19 protein-coding genes are annotated in these 18761 nt (G+C 67.6%); 12 read left to right on the top strand and 7 right to left on the bottom strand.

Translation table 11 applies throughout. The features are described from left to right. Positions 1 to 436: 436 nt before the first annotated feature. From M0R89_RS06975 to M0R89_RS06940, 8 genes are all read left to right on the top strand, one after another. On the top strand, positions 437 to 796 hold the full coding sequence (locus M0R89_RS06975; protein WP_248651832.1) for a winged helix-turn-helix transcriptional regulator: 360 nt from the start codon (positions 437 to 439) through the stop codon (positions 794 to 796). A gap of 76 nt (positions 797 to 872) precedes the next feature. Beyond that, entirely contained in the window at positions 873 to 1394 is a 522-nt protein-coding gene (pyrE, locus tag M0R89_RS06970) for an orotate phosphoribosyltransferase (RefSeq protein ID WP_248651831.1), read from the top strand. Between the two features lie 154 nt (positions 1395 to 1548). Next, positions 1549 to 2265, top strand: coding sequence for a phosphoribosyltransferase family protein (locus tag M0R89_RS06965; RefSeq protein ID WP_248651830.1), 717 nt, complete (start codon positions 1549 to 1551; stop codon positions 2263 to 2265). Between the two features lie 88 nt (positions 2266 to 2353). Then, positions 2354 to 3766 (top strand): NCS2 family permease, encoded by a 1413-nt coding sequence (locus tag M0R89_RS06960; protein WP_248651829.1) that lies wholly within the window; start codon positions 2354 to 2356, stop codon positions 3764 to 3766. 129 nt (positions 3767 to 3895) lie between these two features. Next, positions 3896 to 5317, top strand: coding sequence for an NCS2 family permease (locus M0R89_RS06955; protein ID WP_248651828.1), 1422 nt, complete (start codon positions 3896 to 3898; stop codon positions 5315 to 5317). A 96-nt stretch (positions 5318 to 5413) separates the two neighbouring features. Continuing rightward, complete coding sequence (locus M0R89_RS06950; protein ID WP_248651827.1) at positions 5414 to 5707, top strand: hypothetical protein; 294 nt, start codon at positions 5414 to 5416, stop codon at positions 5705 to 5707. 41 nt (positions 5708 to 5748) lie between these two features. After that, entirely contained in the window at positions 5749 to 7185 is a 1437-nt protein-coding gene (locus M0R89_RS06945) for an arylsulfotransferase family protein (protein WP_248651826.1), read from the top strand. A 112-nt stretch (positions 7186 to 7297) separates the two neighbouring features. Then, on the top strand, positions 7298 to 7555 hold the full coding sequence (locus M0R89_RS06940) for a glutathione S-transferase N-terminal domain-containing protein (protein WP_248651825.1): 258 nt from the start codon (positions 7298 to 7300) through the stop codon (positions 7553 to 7555). A gap of 60 nt (positions 7556 to 7615) precedes the next feature. Here the strand turns inward: M0R89_RS06940 and M0R89_RS06935 are convergent, their stop codons facing one another. Next, complete coding sequence (locus tag M0R89_RS06935) at positions 7616 to 8575, bottom strand: transcriptional regulator (protein ID WP_248651824.1); 960 nt, start codon at positions 8573 to 8575, stop codon at positions 7616 to 7618. A 150-nt stretch (positions 8576 to 8725) separates the two neighbouring features. Here M0R89_RS06935 and M0R89_RS06930 point away from each other — a divergent pair, with 150 nt between their 5' ends. Next, positions 8726 to 10018 carry a tRNA(Ile)(2)-agmatinylcytidine synthase gene (locus M0R89_RS06930; RefSeq protein ID WP_248651823.1) on the top strand — a complete coding sequence of 431 codons (1293 nt, stop codon included), beginning with the start codon at positions 8726 to 8728 and terminating at the stop codon, positions 10016 to 10018. 127 nt (positions 10019 to 10145) lie between these two features. Here M0R89_RS06930 and M0R89_RS06925 read toward each other — a convergent pair whose 3' ends face one another. From M0R89_RS06925 to M0R89_RS06915, 3 genes are read right to left on the bottom strand one after another with little or no spacing between them, the layout of a single operon-like run. Next, positions 10146 to 10670 (bottom strand): NUDIX hydrolase, encoded by a 525-nt coding sequence (locus M0R89_RS06925; RefSeq protein WP_248651822.1) that lies wholly within the window; start codon positions 10668 to 10670, stop codon positions 10146 to 10148. Positions 10671 to 10686: 16 nt separating this feature from the next. After that, the gene (locus M0R89_RS06920) at positions 10687 to 11850 is read right to left on the bottom strand and encodes a threonine synthase (RefSeq protein ID WP_248651821.1); all 1164 of its coding nucleotides are present in this window, start codon (positions 11848 to 11850) and stop codon (positions 10687 to 10689) included. A gap of 1 nt (position 11851) precedes the next feature. Beyond that, the gene (locus M0R89_RS06915) at positions 11852 to 12808 is read right to left on the bottom strand and encodes a succinylglutamate desuccinylase/aspartoacylase family protein (protein WP_248651820.1); all 957 of its coding nucleotides are present in this window, start codon (positions 12806 to 12808) and stop codon (positions 11852 to 11854) included. Positions 12809 to 12981: 173 nt separating this feature from the next. On the opposite strand from M0R89_RS06915, the gene M0R89_RS06910 reads away from it, so the two are divergent. Further along, positions 12982 to 14310 carry an MFS transporter gene (locus M0R89_RS06910; RefSeq protein ID WP_248651819.1) on the top strand — a complete coding sequence of 443 codons (1329 nt, stop codon included), beginning with the start codon at positions 12982 to 12984 and terminating at the stop codon, positions 14308 to 14310. A 23-nt stretch (positions 14311 to 14333) separates the two neighbouring features. Here M0R89_RS06910 and M0R89_RS06905 read toward each other — a convergent pair whose 3' ends face one another. Further along, a complete protein-coding gene (locus M0R89_RS06905) occupies positions 14334 to 15374 on the bottom strand; it encodes an NAD(P)H-dependent flavin oxidoreductase (RefSeq protein ID WP_248651818.1) in 1041 nt (346 codons plus the stop codon). On the opposite strand from M0R89_RS06905, the gene M0R89_RS06900 reads away from it, so the two are divergent. Beyond that, positions 15373 to 16803 carry an MFS transporter gene (locus tag M0R89_RS06900; protein ID WP_248651817.1) on the top strand — a complete coding sequence of 477 codons (1431 nt, stop codon included), beginning with the start codon at positions 15373 to 15375 and terminating at the stop codon, positions 16801 to 16803. The genes M0R89_RS06905 and M0R89_RS06900 overlap by 2 nt on opposite strands. Here M0R89_RS06900 and M0R89_RS06895 read toward each other — a convergent pair. Then, entirely contained in the window at positions 16776 to 17012 is a 237-nt protein-coding gene (locus M0R89_RS06895; RefSeq protein WP_248651816.1) for a hypothetical protein, read from the bottom strand. The genes M0R89_RS06900 and M0R89_RS06895 overlap by 28 nt on opposite strands. Before the next feature lie 128 nt (positions 17013 to 17140). Here M0R89_RS06895 and M0R89_RS06890 point away from each other — a divergent pair, with 128 nt between their 5' ends. Further along, positions 17141 to 17407, top strand: a complete 267-nt coding sequence (locus M0R89_RS06890) for a DUF7536 family protein (protein ID WP_248651815.1) — start codon at positions 17141 to 17143, stop codon at positions 17405 to 17407. Positions 17408 to 17464: 57 nt separating this feature from the next. Here M0R89_RS06890 and M0R89_RS06885 read toward each other — a convergent pair whose 3' ends face one another. Beyond that, entirely contained in the window at positions 17465 to 18682 is a 1218-nt protein-coding gene (locus tag M0R89_RS06885; protein ID WP_248651814.1) for a potassium channel family protein, read from the bottom strand. Positions 18683 to 18761: the final 79 nt, after the last annotated feature.

Here is an 18761-nt window from a genome sequence, read left to right as displayed (position 1 = left end):
TGCTCTGCCAGCTTGGAACGCTCTGCAATTGTCTTACAAATATTCTTATTTCTAAAACATAGTTATATCTTTTCGAGAGGCGAGGTTAAAACCCTCAGACGCCGAGAGCGACGGACAGGCCGCCAGCGACGACCAGCACACTCGGCCCGTACACCGAGAGTCGGATACCGGCGCACCGTTAGCCCCGGCGTAACCGCGCCATCTGGTCGGCCTACCCGAAGCGGTCGAAACCCCCGAACGCGAGAACCGACCGGCGAGGAACGCGACCGAACTGACGGGGTCGGCCGCATCAGGCGCTCACTCCCGTTGAAGTCGGAGCGACGGCGTTCGGCGCGAACCGGTGCTTGCGAAATTACACCTGGTTTCGTTACGTTACCTACTTCGGAACGGAACCTATTTGTGCGCTTGTCGATAATACGGGTAGTAACTCACACCTATGTCGTCCATCCACTCCCAGACCGACGCGACCGAGACCAAGAACGCCGAGGCGTGTCCCGTCGTAGAGGCCATCGAGCAAATCGGCTCCCAGTGGCGACTCGTCGTCCTCCACGACCTCCACGGCGACGGCGAGAAGCGGTTCAACGAACTCCAGCGCTCGACCGACGCGAGTTCCCGGACGCTCTCGCGGGTCCTCGACGACTTGGAGGAGGTCGGTCTCGTGAACCGCCGGGTCGAGGACAAGCCCATCGCCACGTACTACAGTCTAACCGAGAAGAGCCGACAGCTCTGCCCCGTCTTCGCCGAACTGGAAGGCTGGGCCGACGAGTGGGTGGACGCGTGCGCGACCGAGAAGTAGGCTGTACACTGCCGGAACGGAGGCGTCTCGCGGAAAACGAAACTGCTTATCACTCCCGCCGCCCCGAGTCCTCAACATGGCGAACGAGGAACTCATCGCGGCGCTCCGAGAGGCTGACGCGGTCAAGTACGGCGAATTCGAACTCTCGCACGGCGGGACCAGCGACTACTACGTAGACAAGTATCTCTTCGAGACCGACCCCCGCTGTCTCGAACTGATAGCCGGAGCGTTCGCCGAGCGAGTCGGCGAGAAGAAGCTCGCGGGCGTGGCGCTCGGGGGCGTTCCGCTCGTGGCCGTCACGAGCGTCGAGACCGGGAATCCCTACGTCATCGCCCGGAAACAGCAGAAGGACTACGGCACGGCCAACCTCGTGGAGGGCCGACTCGACGAGGGCGAGGAGGTCGTCGTCCTCGAAGACATCGCCACGACCGGCCAGAGCGCGGCCGACGCCGTCGAGGCCCTGCGCGACGCCGGAGCGACGGTGAACCGCGTCCTCGTGGTCGTGGACCGCGAGGAGGGCGCGGCCGAGAATCTGGCCGACTACGACGTGGAACTCGAATCGCTCCTGACCGCGAGCGAGTTGCTCGACGCGGAGTAATCGCGGTTGCGCGGCGAAACGGTTGCGCGGCGAAACGGTCACGCGGCGAAGCGTGCTTTCGTGACAACGCGGAACCACAGTTACGCAGTTCTGCCAATATCCTCGCGCTCTCCTATCGGTCTATTCAAGTTCGTGGAATACGACCACGCAGAACATGAACCGCGCAGAGAAGGCGACCCTGCAGTTGCAGGCGGTCGCCGTCCTCCGGATGCTGAAGGAGACTCGAACGTACGACGAACTCGCCGAGGTGACGGGTCTCCCTGCGGGCGACCTGAACCGCTACGTCAACGGCCACGTCCTGCCGAGCGTGGACCGAGCGGAGGATATCGTCGGCGGCGTGGGCCGGGACGAACTCGCCGCCGAACTGGAGGCCCGAATTCGGGTGGACGACGAGGGGTACGTCGACAACTCGGAGGTCGTCTTCGACCAGTCGTTCCTCGACCTCGTGGCCCCCGTCGCGGCCGAGTCGCTCGGGTTCGACCGACCCGACGTGGTGCTGACCGCGGCTACCGACGGCATCACTCTCGGGTCCGCGATGGCCCGGAACTTCGACGCGCGAGTCGCCTACGCCAAGAAGTCCAAGGAGACCGCCGTCGAGGAGTTCATCGAGTCGCGCCAGCGCCTCCAGTCGGGCATCGAACTCACGTACTACCTGCCGGCCTCGGCCATCGACGCGGGCGAGACCGTGCTGGTCGTCGACGACCTCATCCGGTCGGGCGAGACCCAAGAACTGCTGTTGGACATCGTGGACCGCGCGGACGCCCGCGTCGGCGGCGTGTTCGCGCTCATCGCCGCCGGGGACGAGGGACTCGACCGCGCGAAGGGCCGGACCGACGCCCCCGTGGGCGCGCTGACGACGTTCGAAGACTAGCCGAACGGCGCGTCTCGTCGGCGGTTTGAAACCTACTGGGTGGATTCGACACGGTTAAATTCGCGATACAACTGGGCGATTGGTGGTAATGGGAGTCTTCGAGTCCGCCGCCGAGTACTTCGAGTTCGAGCGCTGGAACACCGACGTTCGCACGGAGGTGACGGCGGGACTGACCACGTTTCTGACGATGAGCTACATCGTCGTGGTCAACCCCGCCGTGCTGGCGGACAACCCGCAGAGCGCCGTGCAGGACGGCATCAGCATCGCGGGGCACTCCACCGGAGAGGTGCGTGCGATGCTCGCGGTCGTCACGATTATTGCGGCCGCGACCGGGACGCTCGTCATGGCCCTCTACGCGAACCGACCGTTCGCGCAGGCGCCGGGGATGGGGCTGAACGCCTTCTTCGCGTTCACCGTCGTCGGGGCGATGGGCGTCCCGTGGCGGACCGCGCTCGCCGCGGTGTTCGTCGAGGGGATACTGTTCGCCGCGCTGACCCTCGTCGGCGCGCGGACGTTTATCATGCGACTGTTCCCGAAACCGGTCAAGTTCTCGGTCGGGACCGGAATCGGACTGTTTCTGGCGCTCATCGGTCTGAAGGAGATGCGCGTCGTGGTCGCCGACCCCGCGACGCTCGTGACGCTCGGGGGCGTCGCCTCCGACCCGGTCGCGATGGTCTCGGTCGTCGGCCTGCTGGGGACGTTCGGCCTCTATGCCCGCGACGTGCCGGGGTCGGTCGTCTTGGGCATCGTCGGGACGACGCTGCTCGGATGGCTGGTCACCGCGGTCGGACTCGTCCCCGAGAGCGCGGGCCTCGTCGCGGGGAGCGTCTCGCCGACGTACGACATCTCGCCGCTGGCCGGGTCGTTCGTCGCCGGGTTCGAGACGGTGGACCTGCCCGCGTTCGCGCTGGTCGTGTTCATGCTGTTCTTCGTGGACTTCTTCAACACCGCGGGCGCGCTGACCGGCGTCTCGCAAATCGCGGGCTTCCTCGACGAGGACGGCAACCTCCCGGACGCCGAGAGACCGCTCATGGCCGACGCCGTCGCGACGACGGTCGGCGGCGCGCTGGGAACGTCGACCGTCACGACCTACATCGAGTCGGCGACCGGTATCGAGGAGGGCGGCCGGACCGGCATGACCGCGCTGGTCGTCGGCCTCCTCTTCGTGGCCGCCCTCGCGGTGGTGCCGCTAGCGGCCGCGATTCCGCTCTACGCCTCCCACATCGCGGTGGTCGTCATCGGCGTCGTCATGCTGCAGAACGTCGTGGACATCGACTGGGACGACATCACGCACGTCGTTCCCGCGGGACTGACCGTCCTGTTGATGCCGTTCACCTACTCCATCGCCTACGGCATCGCGGCCGGAATCGTCTCCTATCCGCTGATAAAGCTCGCGGCCGGCGAACGGCGCGACGTCTCGGCGGGCCAGTGGCTTCTCGCGGCCGCGTTCGTCCTGTACTTCTTCGTCCGGACGGGCGACGTGCTGTCGGCGGCGACGTAGGCACGTCCGTGCAGGGTTCCCGATTTTCTCACGGATTTATGCGGCGTATTGATGCACGATTACGCATATTTGGTTCGATTCGATGGGAATGCTTAAGTACGCTTTCGAGACTATGCCCACTCGTGCAACATGGGGATCGAAGAAACAACTGACTCCCGCTCCGACTCGGGTGCGACCGGCGCGCTCGCGGAGTACTTCGGCTTCGAAGAACACGGCACAGACCTTCGGACGGAGATTCTCGCGGGCGTGACCACGTTCCTGACGATGAGCTACATCGTCGTGGTCAACCCGTCCATCCTCGCGCAGGCCATCGACTTGCAGGGCTACAACGCGAGCCAGACCCAATCGATGCTCGCCGTCGTCACCATCATCGCGGCGGCGGTGGCGACGCTGACGATGGCGTTCTACGCGAACCGACCGTTCGCGCAGGCGCCGGGTCTCGGACTGAACGCCTTCTTCGCGTTCACCGTCGTCGGGGCGCTCGGAATCCCGTGGCAGACCGCCCTCGCGGCGGTCGTGGTCGAAGGAATCGTCTTCATCGCGCTCACCGCGGTCGGCGCGCGCGAGTACATCATCAAACTCTTCCCCGAACCCGTGAAGTTGGCTGTCGGAACGGGAATCGGACTCTTCCTCGCTATCATCGGACTCGAAGCGATGGGCATCATCACCGGCGAGGCCGGAACCATCGTCGCGCTGGCCCAGATCGGTCAGAGTCCGGTCGCGATCGTCTCCATCGTCGGTCTCTTCGTCACCTTCGCGCTCTACGCCCGCGGCATTCCGGGTTCCATCGTCGTGGGTATCCTCTTCACTACCGGACTGGGCTACGGGGCCGAGTGGCTCGGTCTCGTCTCCGGGGGAGCGCTGACTCCCGGTTCGACGCAGGCGACGTACAACATCGCGCCGGTCGCCGGAGCCTTCCTCAGCGGTCTCGGAAACGTGGAGGCGTTCTCGTTCGCGCTGGTCGTCTTCACCTTCTTCTTCGTGGACTTCTTCGACACCGCGGGCACCCTCACCGGCGTCTCGCAGATGGCGGGCTTCCTCGACGAGAACGGGAACCTCCCCGACATCGACCGGCCGCTGATGGCCGACGCCGTCGGCACCACGGTCGGCGGGATGCTCGGCACCTCGACGGTCACGACCTACATCGAGTCGGCGTCGGGCGTCGAAGAGGGCGGTCGGACCGGGATGACCGCGCTGACCGTCGCGGTCCTCTTCCTGCTCGCGCTGGCGTTCATCCCCATCGCCGCGGCGATTCCGATGTACGCCTCCCACATCGCGCTGGTCGTCATCGGCGTCGTGATGTTCCAGAACGTGGTCGACATCGACTGGAACGACATCACGAACGTCGTCCCGGCCGGCATGACCATCCTGATGATGCCGTTCGCGTTCTCCATCGCCTACGGCATCGCCGCGGGCATCGTCTCGTACCCCGTCGTCAAACTCGCCGCGGGCGAACTCGACGACACCCGGCCGGGCCACTGGGCGCTAGCGGCCGCGTTCGTCCTGTACTTCTTCGTCCGGACGAGCGGCGTCCTGCAGGGCAACGTCTGAACCGCCGACTCCGCTTTCCTCTCGTCGAACCGCTCCGAGCCGTCCTCTCGCCGCGGAAACACTTATCTCGTTAGCTGTCGATTTATCAGTTCGACGATGGACGAACCAGATATCACCGGACCGGGGGAGGACCCGATAGCGAGCATCTACTACGCCGACGAGGAGGCGACCAAGGTCGACGCCGCGTTTCTCATCGAGGACTGGGACTGGGTCGTCGGCTTCGACCAAGTCGCGACCGGCGAGTACGACTACGTCTCGATTCCCGTCGACCGCGTCATCGGCGTGATGTCCTCGGAGTACACCACCTTCACGCGCAACGGCCGCCGAGTGACGGGTTACGGCGTGGACGACGACGGCGTCGAGGCGTTCGCCGACCGACTGCCCGTCTGAGTACCCCACCGTTTAATTCCGTCGGCTTCGTTCACGGTGATATGAACCTGCCCTCTCGCCCGGACTCCGTCCGCGATGTCTCGCGGCAGTGGTTGGTCCGCGGTGTGATTGCGCTCCTCGTCCTCTCGCTGGCCGCGCCCGCAGTCATCTCGGGTGCGACCCACTTCGCCACGACCGAGAACCCGACGAACCTCCGCGCGTCGGTGGACGAACCCGCGAACGGCACGACGGTCATCTCGATTCAGGGCTTTCACTTCAAGGGGATGGCCAACGAGGACAAGCCCGCGCGTCTCGTCGCGGTCGGTCCCCGCGGAGACGTGAAGTGGGTCCACGACGGGTCCGGGTTCGACGCCCGCTGGTTCTACGACGTGGACCCGCTCGACAATCGGAACCTGCTCGTGACCGCGACGACGCCGAACGCCACGCTGGTCTACGAGTTGAACCCCGAGACCCAAGAGCGAGTCTGGACCGAGCGCCTGCCCATCCACGATACACACGACGTGGACCTCATCAACGGCGACCAACTGCTGGTCGCCAACATGCGCGCGCCCGACAGGAACGACCGCATCTTCGTCCACAACATGACGACCGACGAGACCGTCTGGGAGTGGAAGTTCGAGGAACACGGCTACGAGGCCTCCGGTGGCGGCGGCAAGAACGACTGGACCCACGTCAACGACGTGGACAAAATCGGCGCGGGCGAGTATCTGGTCTCGCCGCGGAACTTCGACCAAGTAATCGTCGTGAATCGCTCGACCGACAGCGTGACGATGCGACTCGGGAGCGACGACGACCACGACACCCTCTACGAACAGCACAACCCGCAGTATCTCGAAAGCGAGAACGGCACGCCGACGATGCTGGTCGCCGACAGCGAGAACGACCGCATCGTGGAGTACGCCAAGACCGACGCCGACGCGCCGGTCGGAAGCGGGTGGACGAAGACGTGGAGCGTCGGCACGCGCGGTCTCAACTGGCCCCGCGACGCCGACCGCCTTCCCAACGGGAACACGCTGGTCGTGGACACGATGCACCACCGCGTCTTCGAGACGACGCCGACCGGCAAGGTCGTCTGGGAGTTCCACGCGCCGTGGGCGCCCTACGACGCCGAGCGCATCACCTACGGCGACGAGGCGGGCGGTCCGACGATGCGCGATCTCGGGAAGTCGGGGAGCTACGACCTCAGCGGAAGCGGTCTGAAGGTCTCGGGACAGGGCACGAAGACCGTCTCGTTCTGGCTGGTCGAGACGTTCGAGGGGACGCCCTTCGCCGCGCAGGCCGAGGAGTTCGCCCGGACGTGGGCCCACGTCACGCCCTGGATTCGCCCGGTCTGGATGACGAGTTGGGAGTTCCTCGGGGTTATTCTGGCCGGGGGCGTCGCGCTGGCGTGGGGACTGGGCGAAGCGGTCTACCAGCGGCGCCGGATTCGGCGCGGGGTTTCGGGGCTGGTCGGTCGGGTCCGGCGAGCGACCGAGTGACGCGTCGGGCTACTTCGCGAGTCGGTCTCGCCGCCAGGAATCGGCTATTCTGTTCGCGTCACGCGCTACCGCGACCACCACGCTCTTCCCGATAAAGTCCCTATTGACGAACATGGCGAATCTCGAACTGTACGAACTCGAAGGCTGCCCGTACTGCGCGAAAGTCGTAGACAAACTCGACGAACTCGGACTCGACTACGAGTCCCACATGGTCGCCAGTTCCAAGTCCGAACGCGACGAGGTCGAAGAGGTCAGCGGCCAGCGCGGCGTGCCGGTGCTGGTCGACGAGGAGAACGGCGTCGAAGGGATGCCCGAGAGCGACGACATCGTGGAGTACCTCGACGAAGAGTACGGCAGCGGCGCGGCCTAACGGCTCGTTCGGTTCGTTTTTTCGCGCAGAGTAACGGTCGAGGAGTCGGTCCGAAAGCCGTCAGGCCGGTTTCTCGCCGCGCTCTCGAATCAGGTCGCGCAGTTCGTCGGGGTCGTCGATGTCCTCCAGTTCCTCGCGCTCGACCAGACCGGTACCGTCGACGCTCTCGCGCTTGGCCTCGTCCACGAAGTAGACCGAGCGCGTCCGGGCGACTTCGCCGATGGACGACATGATGCGGGCGCGCTTCTCGGCGGCCTTGGTGAACGCAGAGTGGCCCGTCAGGACGTTCTCCTCGCTGGAGTTGTCCTCGCTGACGGTCTTGAACGGCGCGCGAATCGTCGGATGGACCTCGAAGCCAGCGCGGGTGAGGACGGTGACGATGCGCTCGTCGTCGTCCTCGGGTTCGGGGTCCTCGGGCGTGGGTTCGCCCTCGCGGACCTCGTCGGCCCCGTCGAGCACGTCAACGGGACTGGTGAGGTCGCCCTCGAACATGTCTTCGAGTTCGAGCGCCACCTCCACGCTGGCGTTCATGCCGTCCTCGTACTTCGAGACGGTGCGCCGGGAGACGCCGAGTTCCTTGGCGAGGCGGCCCAGACTCCACCCGCGCTCCTCGCGTTCGTCGCGCAGCACATCACCGTCGATGTTGACGTAGAGACCGCCGGGCGCGGCGTAGATGAGCGGCGACATTCCCTCTACGAACAGTTCCATCGCGGTGTCGGGACTCAGCACCGGGACGCCGTGCCGGAAGTAGACGACGCCGGGTTCCAGTTCCTCGTCGCGGGTCCGGAGTCCGACGACGACCGGCGTGGCGTTGAGGTAGTCGCCGAGTCGTCGCATCTCCAGACCGGTCGCTCCGTCGAACGCGTCCACGTTCGCGAGAATCTTTAGCAGGAGCAAGTCGCGCCCGCGCCGCGCGGCCACGTCGAAGCTCTTGGGTCGAATTGCGCACCGGTCACTTACGAGAAATCCCGCATCCTCCAGCATTGCGGTCACGTTCCCGACCAGTGCAGACCGGGACATATCCCCATGTAAGTGATTCCCCTATATATGCGTTGTGCTGGCTCTATCTCGGAGTCTGCTTGCGATTGGCCGGGTGGCGAGCGATAGCTTGATAACGATAGACGGGGGCGCTCCGAAACTCGTTAATCCGACACGGGCCAACTGAAGACCGTGACAGTCATCGGCGTCGACGACACTGACTCCCGCGAACTGGGGATGTGTACGACCTACCTCGCGGCCGAAATCGCCGAGCGCGTCGGGGAGTTCGCCGCGGTGGAGCGAACGCTACTGGTGCGACTCAACCCCGCGGTCGAACACAAGACCCGCGGGAACGCCGCGCTCGCGGTCCACACCGACGCCGACCCCGAGGAGGCCTTCGAAATCGCTCGCGAGGAAGTCGCCCGAATTGCCGAGACGGGCGACCCGCGGACCAACCCCGGACTCGTCGTCGCGCCGGGCGACCCCGAGGACGTACCGGACGCAGTCGCGTCGTTCGCCCGCGACGCGGTCCGGGACCGTCTCACCGTCGAAGACGCCGAGGAGGCCATCGAGGCCGCGGACTACCGGAGCGCGGGGTGGAAGGTGGGCCGCGGGAGAATCGGGGCGCTCGCGGCGGTCGGCGCGTGGGCGGCGTTCGAGGGCGGAGACTGGACCTACGAGTGCATCTCCTACCGCGACCCCGAGCGCGTCGGGACGCCCCGCGAGGTGGACGCCGAGTCGGTCTTCGACGCCGCGAACGCGGCCTACCCCGCGGCGTGGGACACCGTGGACCGCGAGACCGGCGAACTCGTCTGCGTCCCGCACACGCCCGGTCCCATTCTCCACGGCATCCGGGGCGACGACCCCGAGGTCGTCCGGGAAGTCGCCGAAGCCATCGAGAGCGAACCCGTCTCGCGCCGCGCGCTGTTCGTGACGAATCAGGGCACCGACGCCCACCTCCGAGACGCCGACGGCCTCGCGACGGTCGAGGACGGCCGCGCCTACCGAGTCGAAGGAAGGGTCGCCCGAGCGCCCGAGACCCGGCGCGGCGGCCACGTCTTCCTCTCACTCGAAGGCGACGAGGCGGACGACGACGCCCGCGAGACCCTGCAGTGCGCTGCCTTCGAACCCACCAAACGCTTCCGCGACCGGGTGCGCGCCCTCCGGCCCGGCGACCGCATCGCGGCCTGCGGGGAGGTCTCGGACGGGACCCTGAAACTGGAGAAGTTCGCCGTCCGCGACCTCAACGCCACCGAACTCGTCACGCCGGACTGCCCGGACTGCGGCCTGTCGATGGAGAGCGCCGGGGCCGGACAGGGCTACCGGTGTCGTGACTGCAAGACCACGGCCGACGGGAAAGTCGAGCGCGAGGTGGACCGCGACCTCGAACTCGGGTGGTACGAGGTGCCCCCGGAAGCGCGGCGGCACATCGCCAAGCCGCTAGTTCGGGGCGGGTTCGACGCGCCGATTCATCCCGAGAAGTGACGCAGGAAACGTGGTGTCCCGGACGACCGCGGTGCGGTTTTCCATCGACGTTTTGCAAGTGAGCGCATTCGGGGCGCTCGCGCAGCAAAAGGTCGGGGTTCGACGCGCCGATTCACCCGGGAAGTAGCTACCCGAGTCGGTCCCACGCGTTCCGGAACCGCTCGCCGTGCGGCGGGTGGAACCGCTCGCCGCCGTCGCCGAACGACTCCGGCGTGAACCAGCCAACGGCCGTCGCTTCGGGACCGGCGTCCGGCGTTCCGGTAGTGTCCTCGTCCCGGACCGCGAACCCGACCGAGACTACGTGTTTGTCCTCGAACGGCGTGGCAGTGAAGGTATCGAGCAGTAGCAGGTCGTCGGGGTCCGCCCGCACGCCGGCCTCCTCGCGGAGTTCGCGGACCGCGGCCTCTAGCGGGGTCTCCTCCGCTTCGAGGTGACCGCCGGGAACCGCCCACTCGCCGACGCCCGGTTCGACCGCGCGCTCGGTCAGGAGGACGCCGTTCGGCCCCACGACCGCGACTCCGGCGGTCGGAACCGGATTTCGCCAGACAACGCGCTCGCAGTCCGGGCAGAACCGGCGCTCGCGCCCCTCAACGTCGCGTCGAGTCAGTTCCGCGCCGCACTGCGGACAGAAGTTCGTGGGGTAGGTCGTCATATTTCGCACTCCCCCGTCACGACTTCAGTCCGCTCCCCGTCAGCGGAACGACTACCTCGTCCCCGTCGTCCAGCATCCCGCGCTCGCGGAACGCCGAGAGCGCGGCCGGAGCGACGGCGGAGGTCGGTTCGACGTAGAACCCGCCGCGGTGGAGGCGGTCGAGGGCGTCCGCCACCGGGTCGGAATCGAGCGCGATGGCGTCGCCGTCGGTCTCCTCGACGGCGTCGAGAATCTGGTCCTTCCGGGCGGGGTCGAGAATCTGGATGCCGTCGGCGACCGAGTTGTCGCCCGCGGCGGCCTCGTCTCCGTGTAGCGCCTCGGCGACGGGCGCGTACCCGGCGGCCTGCGCGCCGAGCAGACGGGGCATCCGGTCGGTCCACCCCGCCTCCTTCAGCGCGCGGAAGCCGCGATAGGTACCGAGGAAGAGCGTGCCGTGACCGAGCGGCGTGACCACGGCGTCGGGGACCTGCCAGTCGCGCTGGGCCGCGACTTCGAAGGCGAACGTCGCGGTGCCCGCGAAGAAGGTCGGATTCCACGCGTGGCTGGCGTACCAGCCGTCTCCACGCTGTCGCGGGTCGCTTCGCTTCCCGCGGCCCTCCGTGGCGGTTCGCGCCACGCGCTCGATACAGGCGTCGGTCACGTCCTGCCGGGTGCCTTCGACGCGGACCGGGTTCGCGCCGACGCGCTCTATCGCCGCGAGTTTCGAGGCTTTGGCGTCGGCCGGGACGTAGATGTCGGCGTCGATGCCGGCGCGCGCGGCGTACTGGGCGACGGCCGCGCCCGCGTTGCCCGACGAGTCCTCGACGACCTTCTCGACGCCCAACTCGGCCGCTCGCGAGAGCGTCGCGGTCGCGCCGCGGTCCTTGAAACTCCCCGAGGGGAAGACGTACTCCAGTTTGAACTCGACGTTCTCGCCCCAGTCCGGCGCGCGCTGCAAGGGCGTGAACCCCTCGCCGAGCGTGACTCGGGGCGAGACCGGCAGAAACTCCTCGAAGGTCCAGAGTCCGTCGCGGGTGTCCAATTCGGCGAAGTCGGGCGCGGGAGCCTCGGGGAGCGGTCGGTCGGCGAATTCGAGCGGGTGGCCACACTCGCAGCGCCACGGTTCGTCGGGGCCGGCGTCGTACGTCCGGCCGCAGTCGGGGCAGGTGAGGTCGGCCGGAGCGGAGCGCGCCGTCGACATCTCAGAACTCGCCCACGTCGGTGCCGACCGAACAGACGTACTCGCCGGTCGCCACCTGCGGCAGTCGGCGCGAGCGCCAGAAGACGCCGGCGTCGTCGGCGGTGACTTCGGCTTTCAACTGGCCGAACGGGTCGGTAATCTCGAAGAGAACGTCGCCGACCTCGACCGCCTCGCCCAACTCCTTCCGGAACCGGACGAGACCGCCCGAGGGCGACCCGTAGCGGTCGAAGCCGGTCGCCCGAGTCTGGGGTTCGAGGTTCACGTCGCCGTCGAGGAAGCCGTAGTAGCGCAGGACGTTGAACACGCCCTCGACGCCGTACCGGATGCTCTCCTCGTCCCACCCGACGCAGCCACCGAGTTCCGGGTCGATGGTCGGGATGCCCTCGTCCGGCCCGGCGCGGGCGAGTTGACCGTCCGGTCCCTTCTGGTCGAGGACGTGCCCGCACCCGAACACCTTGGCGAGTTCGAGACACTCCTCGTGGAGTCGGTGCCGCTGGCCGCACCGGACCCGGACCTCGTTGAGCATGCGACTCGTCGACCCTTGGTGGAGGTCGAGAATCAGGTCGGCCCGCGAGGCGGCCTCGAAGGTGGCGGCCGCGATGCGCTCGCTGGAGGTCCCCGACTCGTCGCCGGGGTAGGTGCGATTCATCTTGGTGTCGTCGATGGGGTTGCGGTGTTCGGCCACCTGAAAGGCGTGGTAGTTGACGATGCCGACGACGAGGACGGTGCCCGAGAGGTCCGCGGGCGGAATCTGGGGGATGGCCCGCTGGAGGACGCCGAGACCGTTCAGTTCGTCGCCGTCGCTGACCGCCTGCACGTACAGCGTCGGGCCGTCTTCCGCGCCGTTGATGACCGCGACGGGGAGACCGAACTCGCCGCCGTCGCGCGTTTCGCCCACCTGCAACCGCCCGGTGTCCATCTCTCCGGGGGCCGCACTCGCCGTTCCGAGCGTCTTCATTACCCATAACCGACGCCTACACGCCCTTTAGCGGTTCGGTCTCGGCGAACTCGTCGGGCAGTTCGGTCGGCCGGCGTTCTCGGGGGCGTGAGCGCTGGACCTCCCGTGCGGTACGGTGACGAACGTAGCTTCGGTCCCCGAACGTTTTGACGACCGACTCCCATCACGCCCACATGGCGACCGACCGGGAGCGAGCGGACCCCTTCGCGGCGTTCCGGCAGTTCCTCGCGCTGGAGCGGGACGTGCTGGTCCTCTCGCTGGCGATGTTCGCGTTCAGTCTCGGCTTCCAGATGACGGGGCGCTACATGGGCCGCTATCTGGAGGTCCTCGGCGCGGGGAGCCTCGTCATCGGTCTCTACGGGAGTCTGGGTAACCTCATCGGTGCGGTCTATCCCTATCCCGGCGGAGCCATCTCGGACCGAATCGGCTCCCGGACCGCGCTGACCGCGTTCGGTCTCGCCTCGACGCTGGGCTTTCTGCTGTGGTTTCTCGCGCCCGAGTTCTCGCTCCTGCCGATTCCGGGGTGGGCGTGGATTTTCGTCGGCCTCCTGCTGGCGCAGGCGTGGAAGTCGTTCGGACTGGGCGCGACGTTCGCCATCGTCAAGCAGAGCGTCCCGCCGGAGGAACTGGCGACCGGGTTCGCCAGCACCGAGACGTTCCGTCGGACCGCGTTCCTGCTCGGTCCGCTCCTCGCGGCGGGCCTGCTCTCGGTCTACGAGTTCGAGGTGGGCTTCCGATACGTACTGGCGGTCGCGGCCGGGTTCGGCCTGCTGGCGACGGTGGTCCAACACGTGCTGTACGACGCCAGCGAGGACACCTTCGGTAAGTCCTTCGAGGGCGTCGAGCAGGTGGTCTCGGACCTCCGGGAGATGCCCGACACGCTCCGACCGCTACTGGTCGGCGACACGCTCGTCCGGTTCGCGAACGGGATGGTCTACGTCTTCGTGGTCCTCGTGGTCACGAACGTGTTGGAGGTCAGCGCGACCCTCCCGGTCGTCGGGTTCCTCGGTCCCGACGCCTTCTTCGGCGTCCTGCTCGTCGTCGAGATGGCCGTCGCGCTGGTCGTGATGATTCCCGTCTCGAAGGCGGCCCGGCGGTTCGGTCTCAAGTCGGTCGTCGCGCTCGGCTTCGTCGTCTACGCGGTGTTCCCTGCCCTGCTGGTCAACGCGCCCGAGGGCGGCCTGACCGTGGCCGGAATCGCCGTCTCGGAGACCGCACTGGTCACGCTCCTGTTCGCCCTGTCGGGACTTCGATTCGCCGGGCTTCCGGCCCACAAGGCGCTCATCGTCGGCCCGGCCGAGGAGAACGCCGGGGGTCGGGTCGTGGGGTCGTACTACCTCGCGCGGAACGCGGTGGTCGTCCCGAGCGCGGCCGTCGGCGGGTGGCTGTACGGCCTCTCGCCGGGCGGTCCCCAGTTGGCGTTCGGACTGGCGACCGCGGTAGGACTGGTCGGGACGGGCTACTTCCTCGTCTTCGGGAAGGAGTTGCCCGCGTACCGGTGAGCGAACGACCGCGCCGGGAGACGCTATTCGTCAGGTTCGGTCTCGCCCGCTTCGAGCGTCGCGGTCGCCCGTGAGAGCGCCTCTCGCGTCTCGTCGGCGAGGCGCTCGGTCAGCGTCTCGGCCGACGGTGCCGACGCCGCGAGACCTGCGCTCTGCCCGGCGTAGAGCGGAATCGCCTCTACCTCGCCGGTCGTCCCCGGAACCGCCAGTGCGTCTTCGTATCTCTCGACCGGTTCGCCGTCCGGAGTTTCGGCGACCGCAACTCCCTCGCCGGGGCGTTGGCCCCGCGGCGGTTCCCCCTCGTCTCGCCAGCGTTCGACCGTGCTGTTCCGGAGGACGCGGTGGGGCACGCCCGGCCACCCCTCGTCGAAGAGCGTCCCGAAGTATGTGTCCGTCTCGTCGGCTTCGAGGACGCGTTCGCGGTACAGGTCGTGTACTCGGGCCTCCTCCGTCGCCAGAAACCGGGTGCCGAGCCACGCCGCGTCCGCGCCGAGCGTGAGCGCCGCCGCGACTCCGCGACCGTCCGCGATGCCGCCCGCGGCGACGACCGGAACGTCGACGGCGTCGGCGACCCGGGGCACCAGCGGCATGGTCGCCACCTCGCTCTGGACGTGTCCACCCGCTTCCCAACCCTGCGCGACGACCGCGTCGACGCCGGATTCGGCCGCGGTGCGAGCCTCGCCGGCGCTTCCGACCGACTGGAGAACGACCCCGCCTTCGTCGTGGACTCGTCCGACGTGAGCGTCCGCATCGCCGAACGAGAAGGAGACGACTTCGACGCCCTCGTCGAAGCAGACAGCGAGGTGGTCTTCCGTCGGAACGTCCTTCGCGTCGTCGTCGGCCACGATGTTCACGCCGAACTGGCCGTCGGTCCGTCGCCGCGTTTCGCGGAGCAGTTCGCGCGTCCGGTCTGGACTCCGCCACGTGACCGCGAGCATGCCGAGACCACCGGCATCAGCCACGCTGGCCGCGAGTTCGGGACACGTCGCACTCCCGACGGGAGCCTGCACTATCGGTACGTCGAGGTCGAACCGGTCGGTGAACGGCGTCTCGAGCAGAGCCATGTCTCTCCGTGGAGTCACTACCGGGAAACGAGACAAAAACGCAGCGCCAGCGGTCGGAGCGGTTCGCCGTACCGGCAGGCCGGCCCCGCTTCCCGAACCCCTTTCACTCGGCCGAGAATACCGACGAGCGGATGTCGTTTCGCGCCTCCCTGTCCGACCTCCGGGGGTTCGACCGCGCGGTCTTCGTCGTGGCGGCGGCGCGGTTCGTCAACGTCCTCGGGTCGGGCATCGTCTACGCATCGTCTACCCGTTCGCCACCCTCTACTTCTACGGCGAGGTCGGCATCGCGTTCACGCTGGTCGGGACCGGTCTGTTCGCCAACAGCGTGGCGACCGCTGGCGGGACCCTCGTCGGGGGCTACCTGTCGGACCAGTACGGCCGCAAGCCCGTGATGGTCGCGAGCATGGCGCTGTCGGCCCCGACGCTCGCGGCCTACGCGCTCGTGACGACTGCGCCGGGGTTCATCACGGTCGCCGCCGCGGCGGGTCTCGCGGCCGGACTGTTCGCGCCGGCGAGTCAGGCGATGATAGCCGACTTGACGCCCGACGCCGACCGCGAACAGGCCTACGGCCTGCTGAAGGTCGCCAGCAACGCCGGGTTCGGGTCCGGGTTCGTCGTCGGCGGGGTCCTCTACGGGTTCGCCCACACCGCCGTCTTCGTCGCCGACGGCCTGACCAGCGGCGTGGTCGCGATTCTGCTGGCGGTCGCGCTCCCGCGAGTCGCGGACGACGAGCGGGCCGAGACCGGTGACTCGGCTTCGAATCCCGGCGCCTCGCTCGGCGCGACCCTGAGGGAGTGGAGTCGCGCGGTCACGCAACCGACGATTCTGGCGCTCGCGGTGCTGAACGTCGGCTTTGCGGTCGCCTACGCCCAGATGCAGAGCACGGTCCCGGTGTTCGCCGAGCAGGCGTTCGGCCTGACCAGCGAGCAGTTGGGCACCCTCTACGTGCTGAATCCGCTGGTAATCGTCCTGTTTCAGCTTCCGGTCGTGTCGTGGATACAGTCGTGGCGGCGGACGCGGGGGCTGGCGCTCTCGGCGTGCTTCTGGGCCGCGAGTTTCGTCGCAATCGTGCTCGCCCACGGGGCACCGTTCCTGCTGGGCGTCGGCCTCGTCGGGGCCTTTCTCGTCCTCCGGACCGTCGGCGAGATTCTGCACGCGCCGCTGATTACGGCGCTGGCGAGCGACGTGGGCACCGTCGAGGAGCGCGGGTCACAGCTCTCGGTGCTGGAAGTCGCCAAGCGACTCGGGTTCGGAATCGGTCCGGTCGTCGGCGGGGCGTTCTTCGACTACGGCGTCGAGGCCCTGCTCTGGCCCGCGCTGGTCGGGATGAGCCTCTTGCTCGGCGTCGGCGTGCTGTCGCTGGAGCGGCGAGTCTCCCCTGTGGCCAACGGGCGGGGCGACTACGCCGAGAGCGAGCGACCGCAGTAGTCGCACGATTCTCCGTCCACGACCGCACCGCAGTCCGGACAGTTCCGGGTCGGCGTCTCGTCGTTCGCCTCCTCGGCCCCCGACAGTGCGATACTGAGGACCAGCAGGAATCCGCCGACGAAGGCCATTCCGAGCGGACCGGCCGCGAGGAGACCGAACGCGGCGAGGACGACGGCCCCGCCGCACGTCGCCAGCACGTCTTCGTCCATGCGGTTCGATAGTTAGCCAGCGGACAAAAAGGTGAGCGGTGTCGGCGGTCAGTAGTTTCGCGCGTTCTGTCCGGTCCAGTCGACCGACAACCGACGCGCCTTTCATCCGGCCGTCCCAACGTTCGGTCGTGTCCGAAAGCGTCCCCGAGCGGCCGCGAGCGAACTTCGTGGCCGCGCTGAACGTCCGGCGCAACGCCGTCCGAGGGTTCGGATTCAGTCTGCTGTTCACCGCGACGGTGCTGGCGGTGTTCGTCGTGCTGCCGGGGACGCGACAACCGATGCCGTACTACCTGGCGCTGGCGTTCGTCCTCGTCACGTCGCTCGGGGCGCTGGCGACGACCGTATTGACGCTGGTTTCGGCGTACCGTCTGGCGCGCGAGACCGACCTCGATTGAGTCGGGACTTCGAGGGGACGAATCAGTTCCGTAGTTTTCGTGGCGTGAGCGTCGATTTCACTCCGAGGAGTACTCCGACCCGGTCAACTCCGCCAGTCGCTCCGCGCCCGACCGGGTGCCCTTGGCGATGAACACGTCGCCGGCCCGGAGTTCCGTCTCCGGACCGGGCTGAATCACCCAGTCTCGCTCGCCGCCTCTCGAACGCCGGACCGCGATGACCCGCATCCCGGTCTCGGTCTTGACCTCGCGGTCGCCCAGCGTCACGCCGTCGAACTCGCTTCCCGGTGCAACGGTCAGGCGGACGATGACCTCGTCGCTCTCTTGGACCGCCTGCTCGACGACCGGGTGGGTGCCGAGTCCCCGGAGGACGCCCTCGCTGATTTCGACCGCGGCGTCGCTGATGACCTCCGTCGCGTTGGCGAGGTGGACCAGACCCCGGAGCGAGACGGGGTCGTCCACGCGGGCGGCAGCGCGGAGCGTCCACGCCTCGAACCGCGACTGGAGGGCGTCGACCTCGGCTTCGAGTTCGACCACCTCCTCGGCCACGTCCTTGCTGTCGAAGAGGACGCTCCCGTAGGCCAAGTCCACCGCGAGTTCGCTGATGTTCTTCATCAGGACGATGGAGTCCACGGCGCGTTCGAGGTCCTCGATGCCGGGTTCGGGCGGCGCTGGCGGTTCGTAGGCGTCGCCGGTCGCGCGCCGGTAGACGTCGGCGATACCCTCGTCCGGACCCCGGAGCAGGACGGTGTCGCCGCCTTCGAGGGCGGTGTCGCGGTCCGGGTTCGTAATCCAGTCGTCGCCGCGCCGGATGGCGATTATTCGGACGCCGGTCTCGGTCTCGACGTTCAGGATGCCCAAGGTCTGACCCGCGAGCGCGGAGTCGTCCGCGACTTCCGCGCGGACGAGCGTCTCGACCGCCTCGGGGAGCGCGGCCCGCATCGCGTCCGGCAGGCCGATGTCCTCCAAGACGACCTTGGCCACGTCGCCCGCGGCGTCGCTTATCTTCTCGGCCGCGCCGACCACGCCCAGCACGGGGGCCAACTGCTCTGCGTCGTCGGTGGTTCTGGCGGCCATCAGGAGGCTCATCCGGGCGCGCATCTGCAGCACGTCCATCCGGGCTTCGAGGTCCAGCACCTCGGCGGCGACGTCGTCGCTCCCGTTGAGGACGGCCGAAAACGAGAGGTCGATGAGGAGTTCGGCGGTGTCTTTCATCTCCGACAGCACCTGCTTGACGCTGACGGGTTCGTACTCGACCTCGCCGCCGGACGGTTCCATGCTGGAACCTTGTACGTCTCCCGATAAAAACGTTGGTCGGTACGCGTTGGATGGGAACGGTCCGAAAGAGAAAGGAAAG

Source organism: Halorussus limi, from assembly GCF_023238205.1.
Lineage (GTDB): Archaea > Halobacteriota > Halobacteria > Halobacteriales > Haladaptataceae > Halorussus > Halorussus limi.
This window is presented reverse-complemented; position numbering and strand designations above follow the sequence as displayed.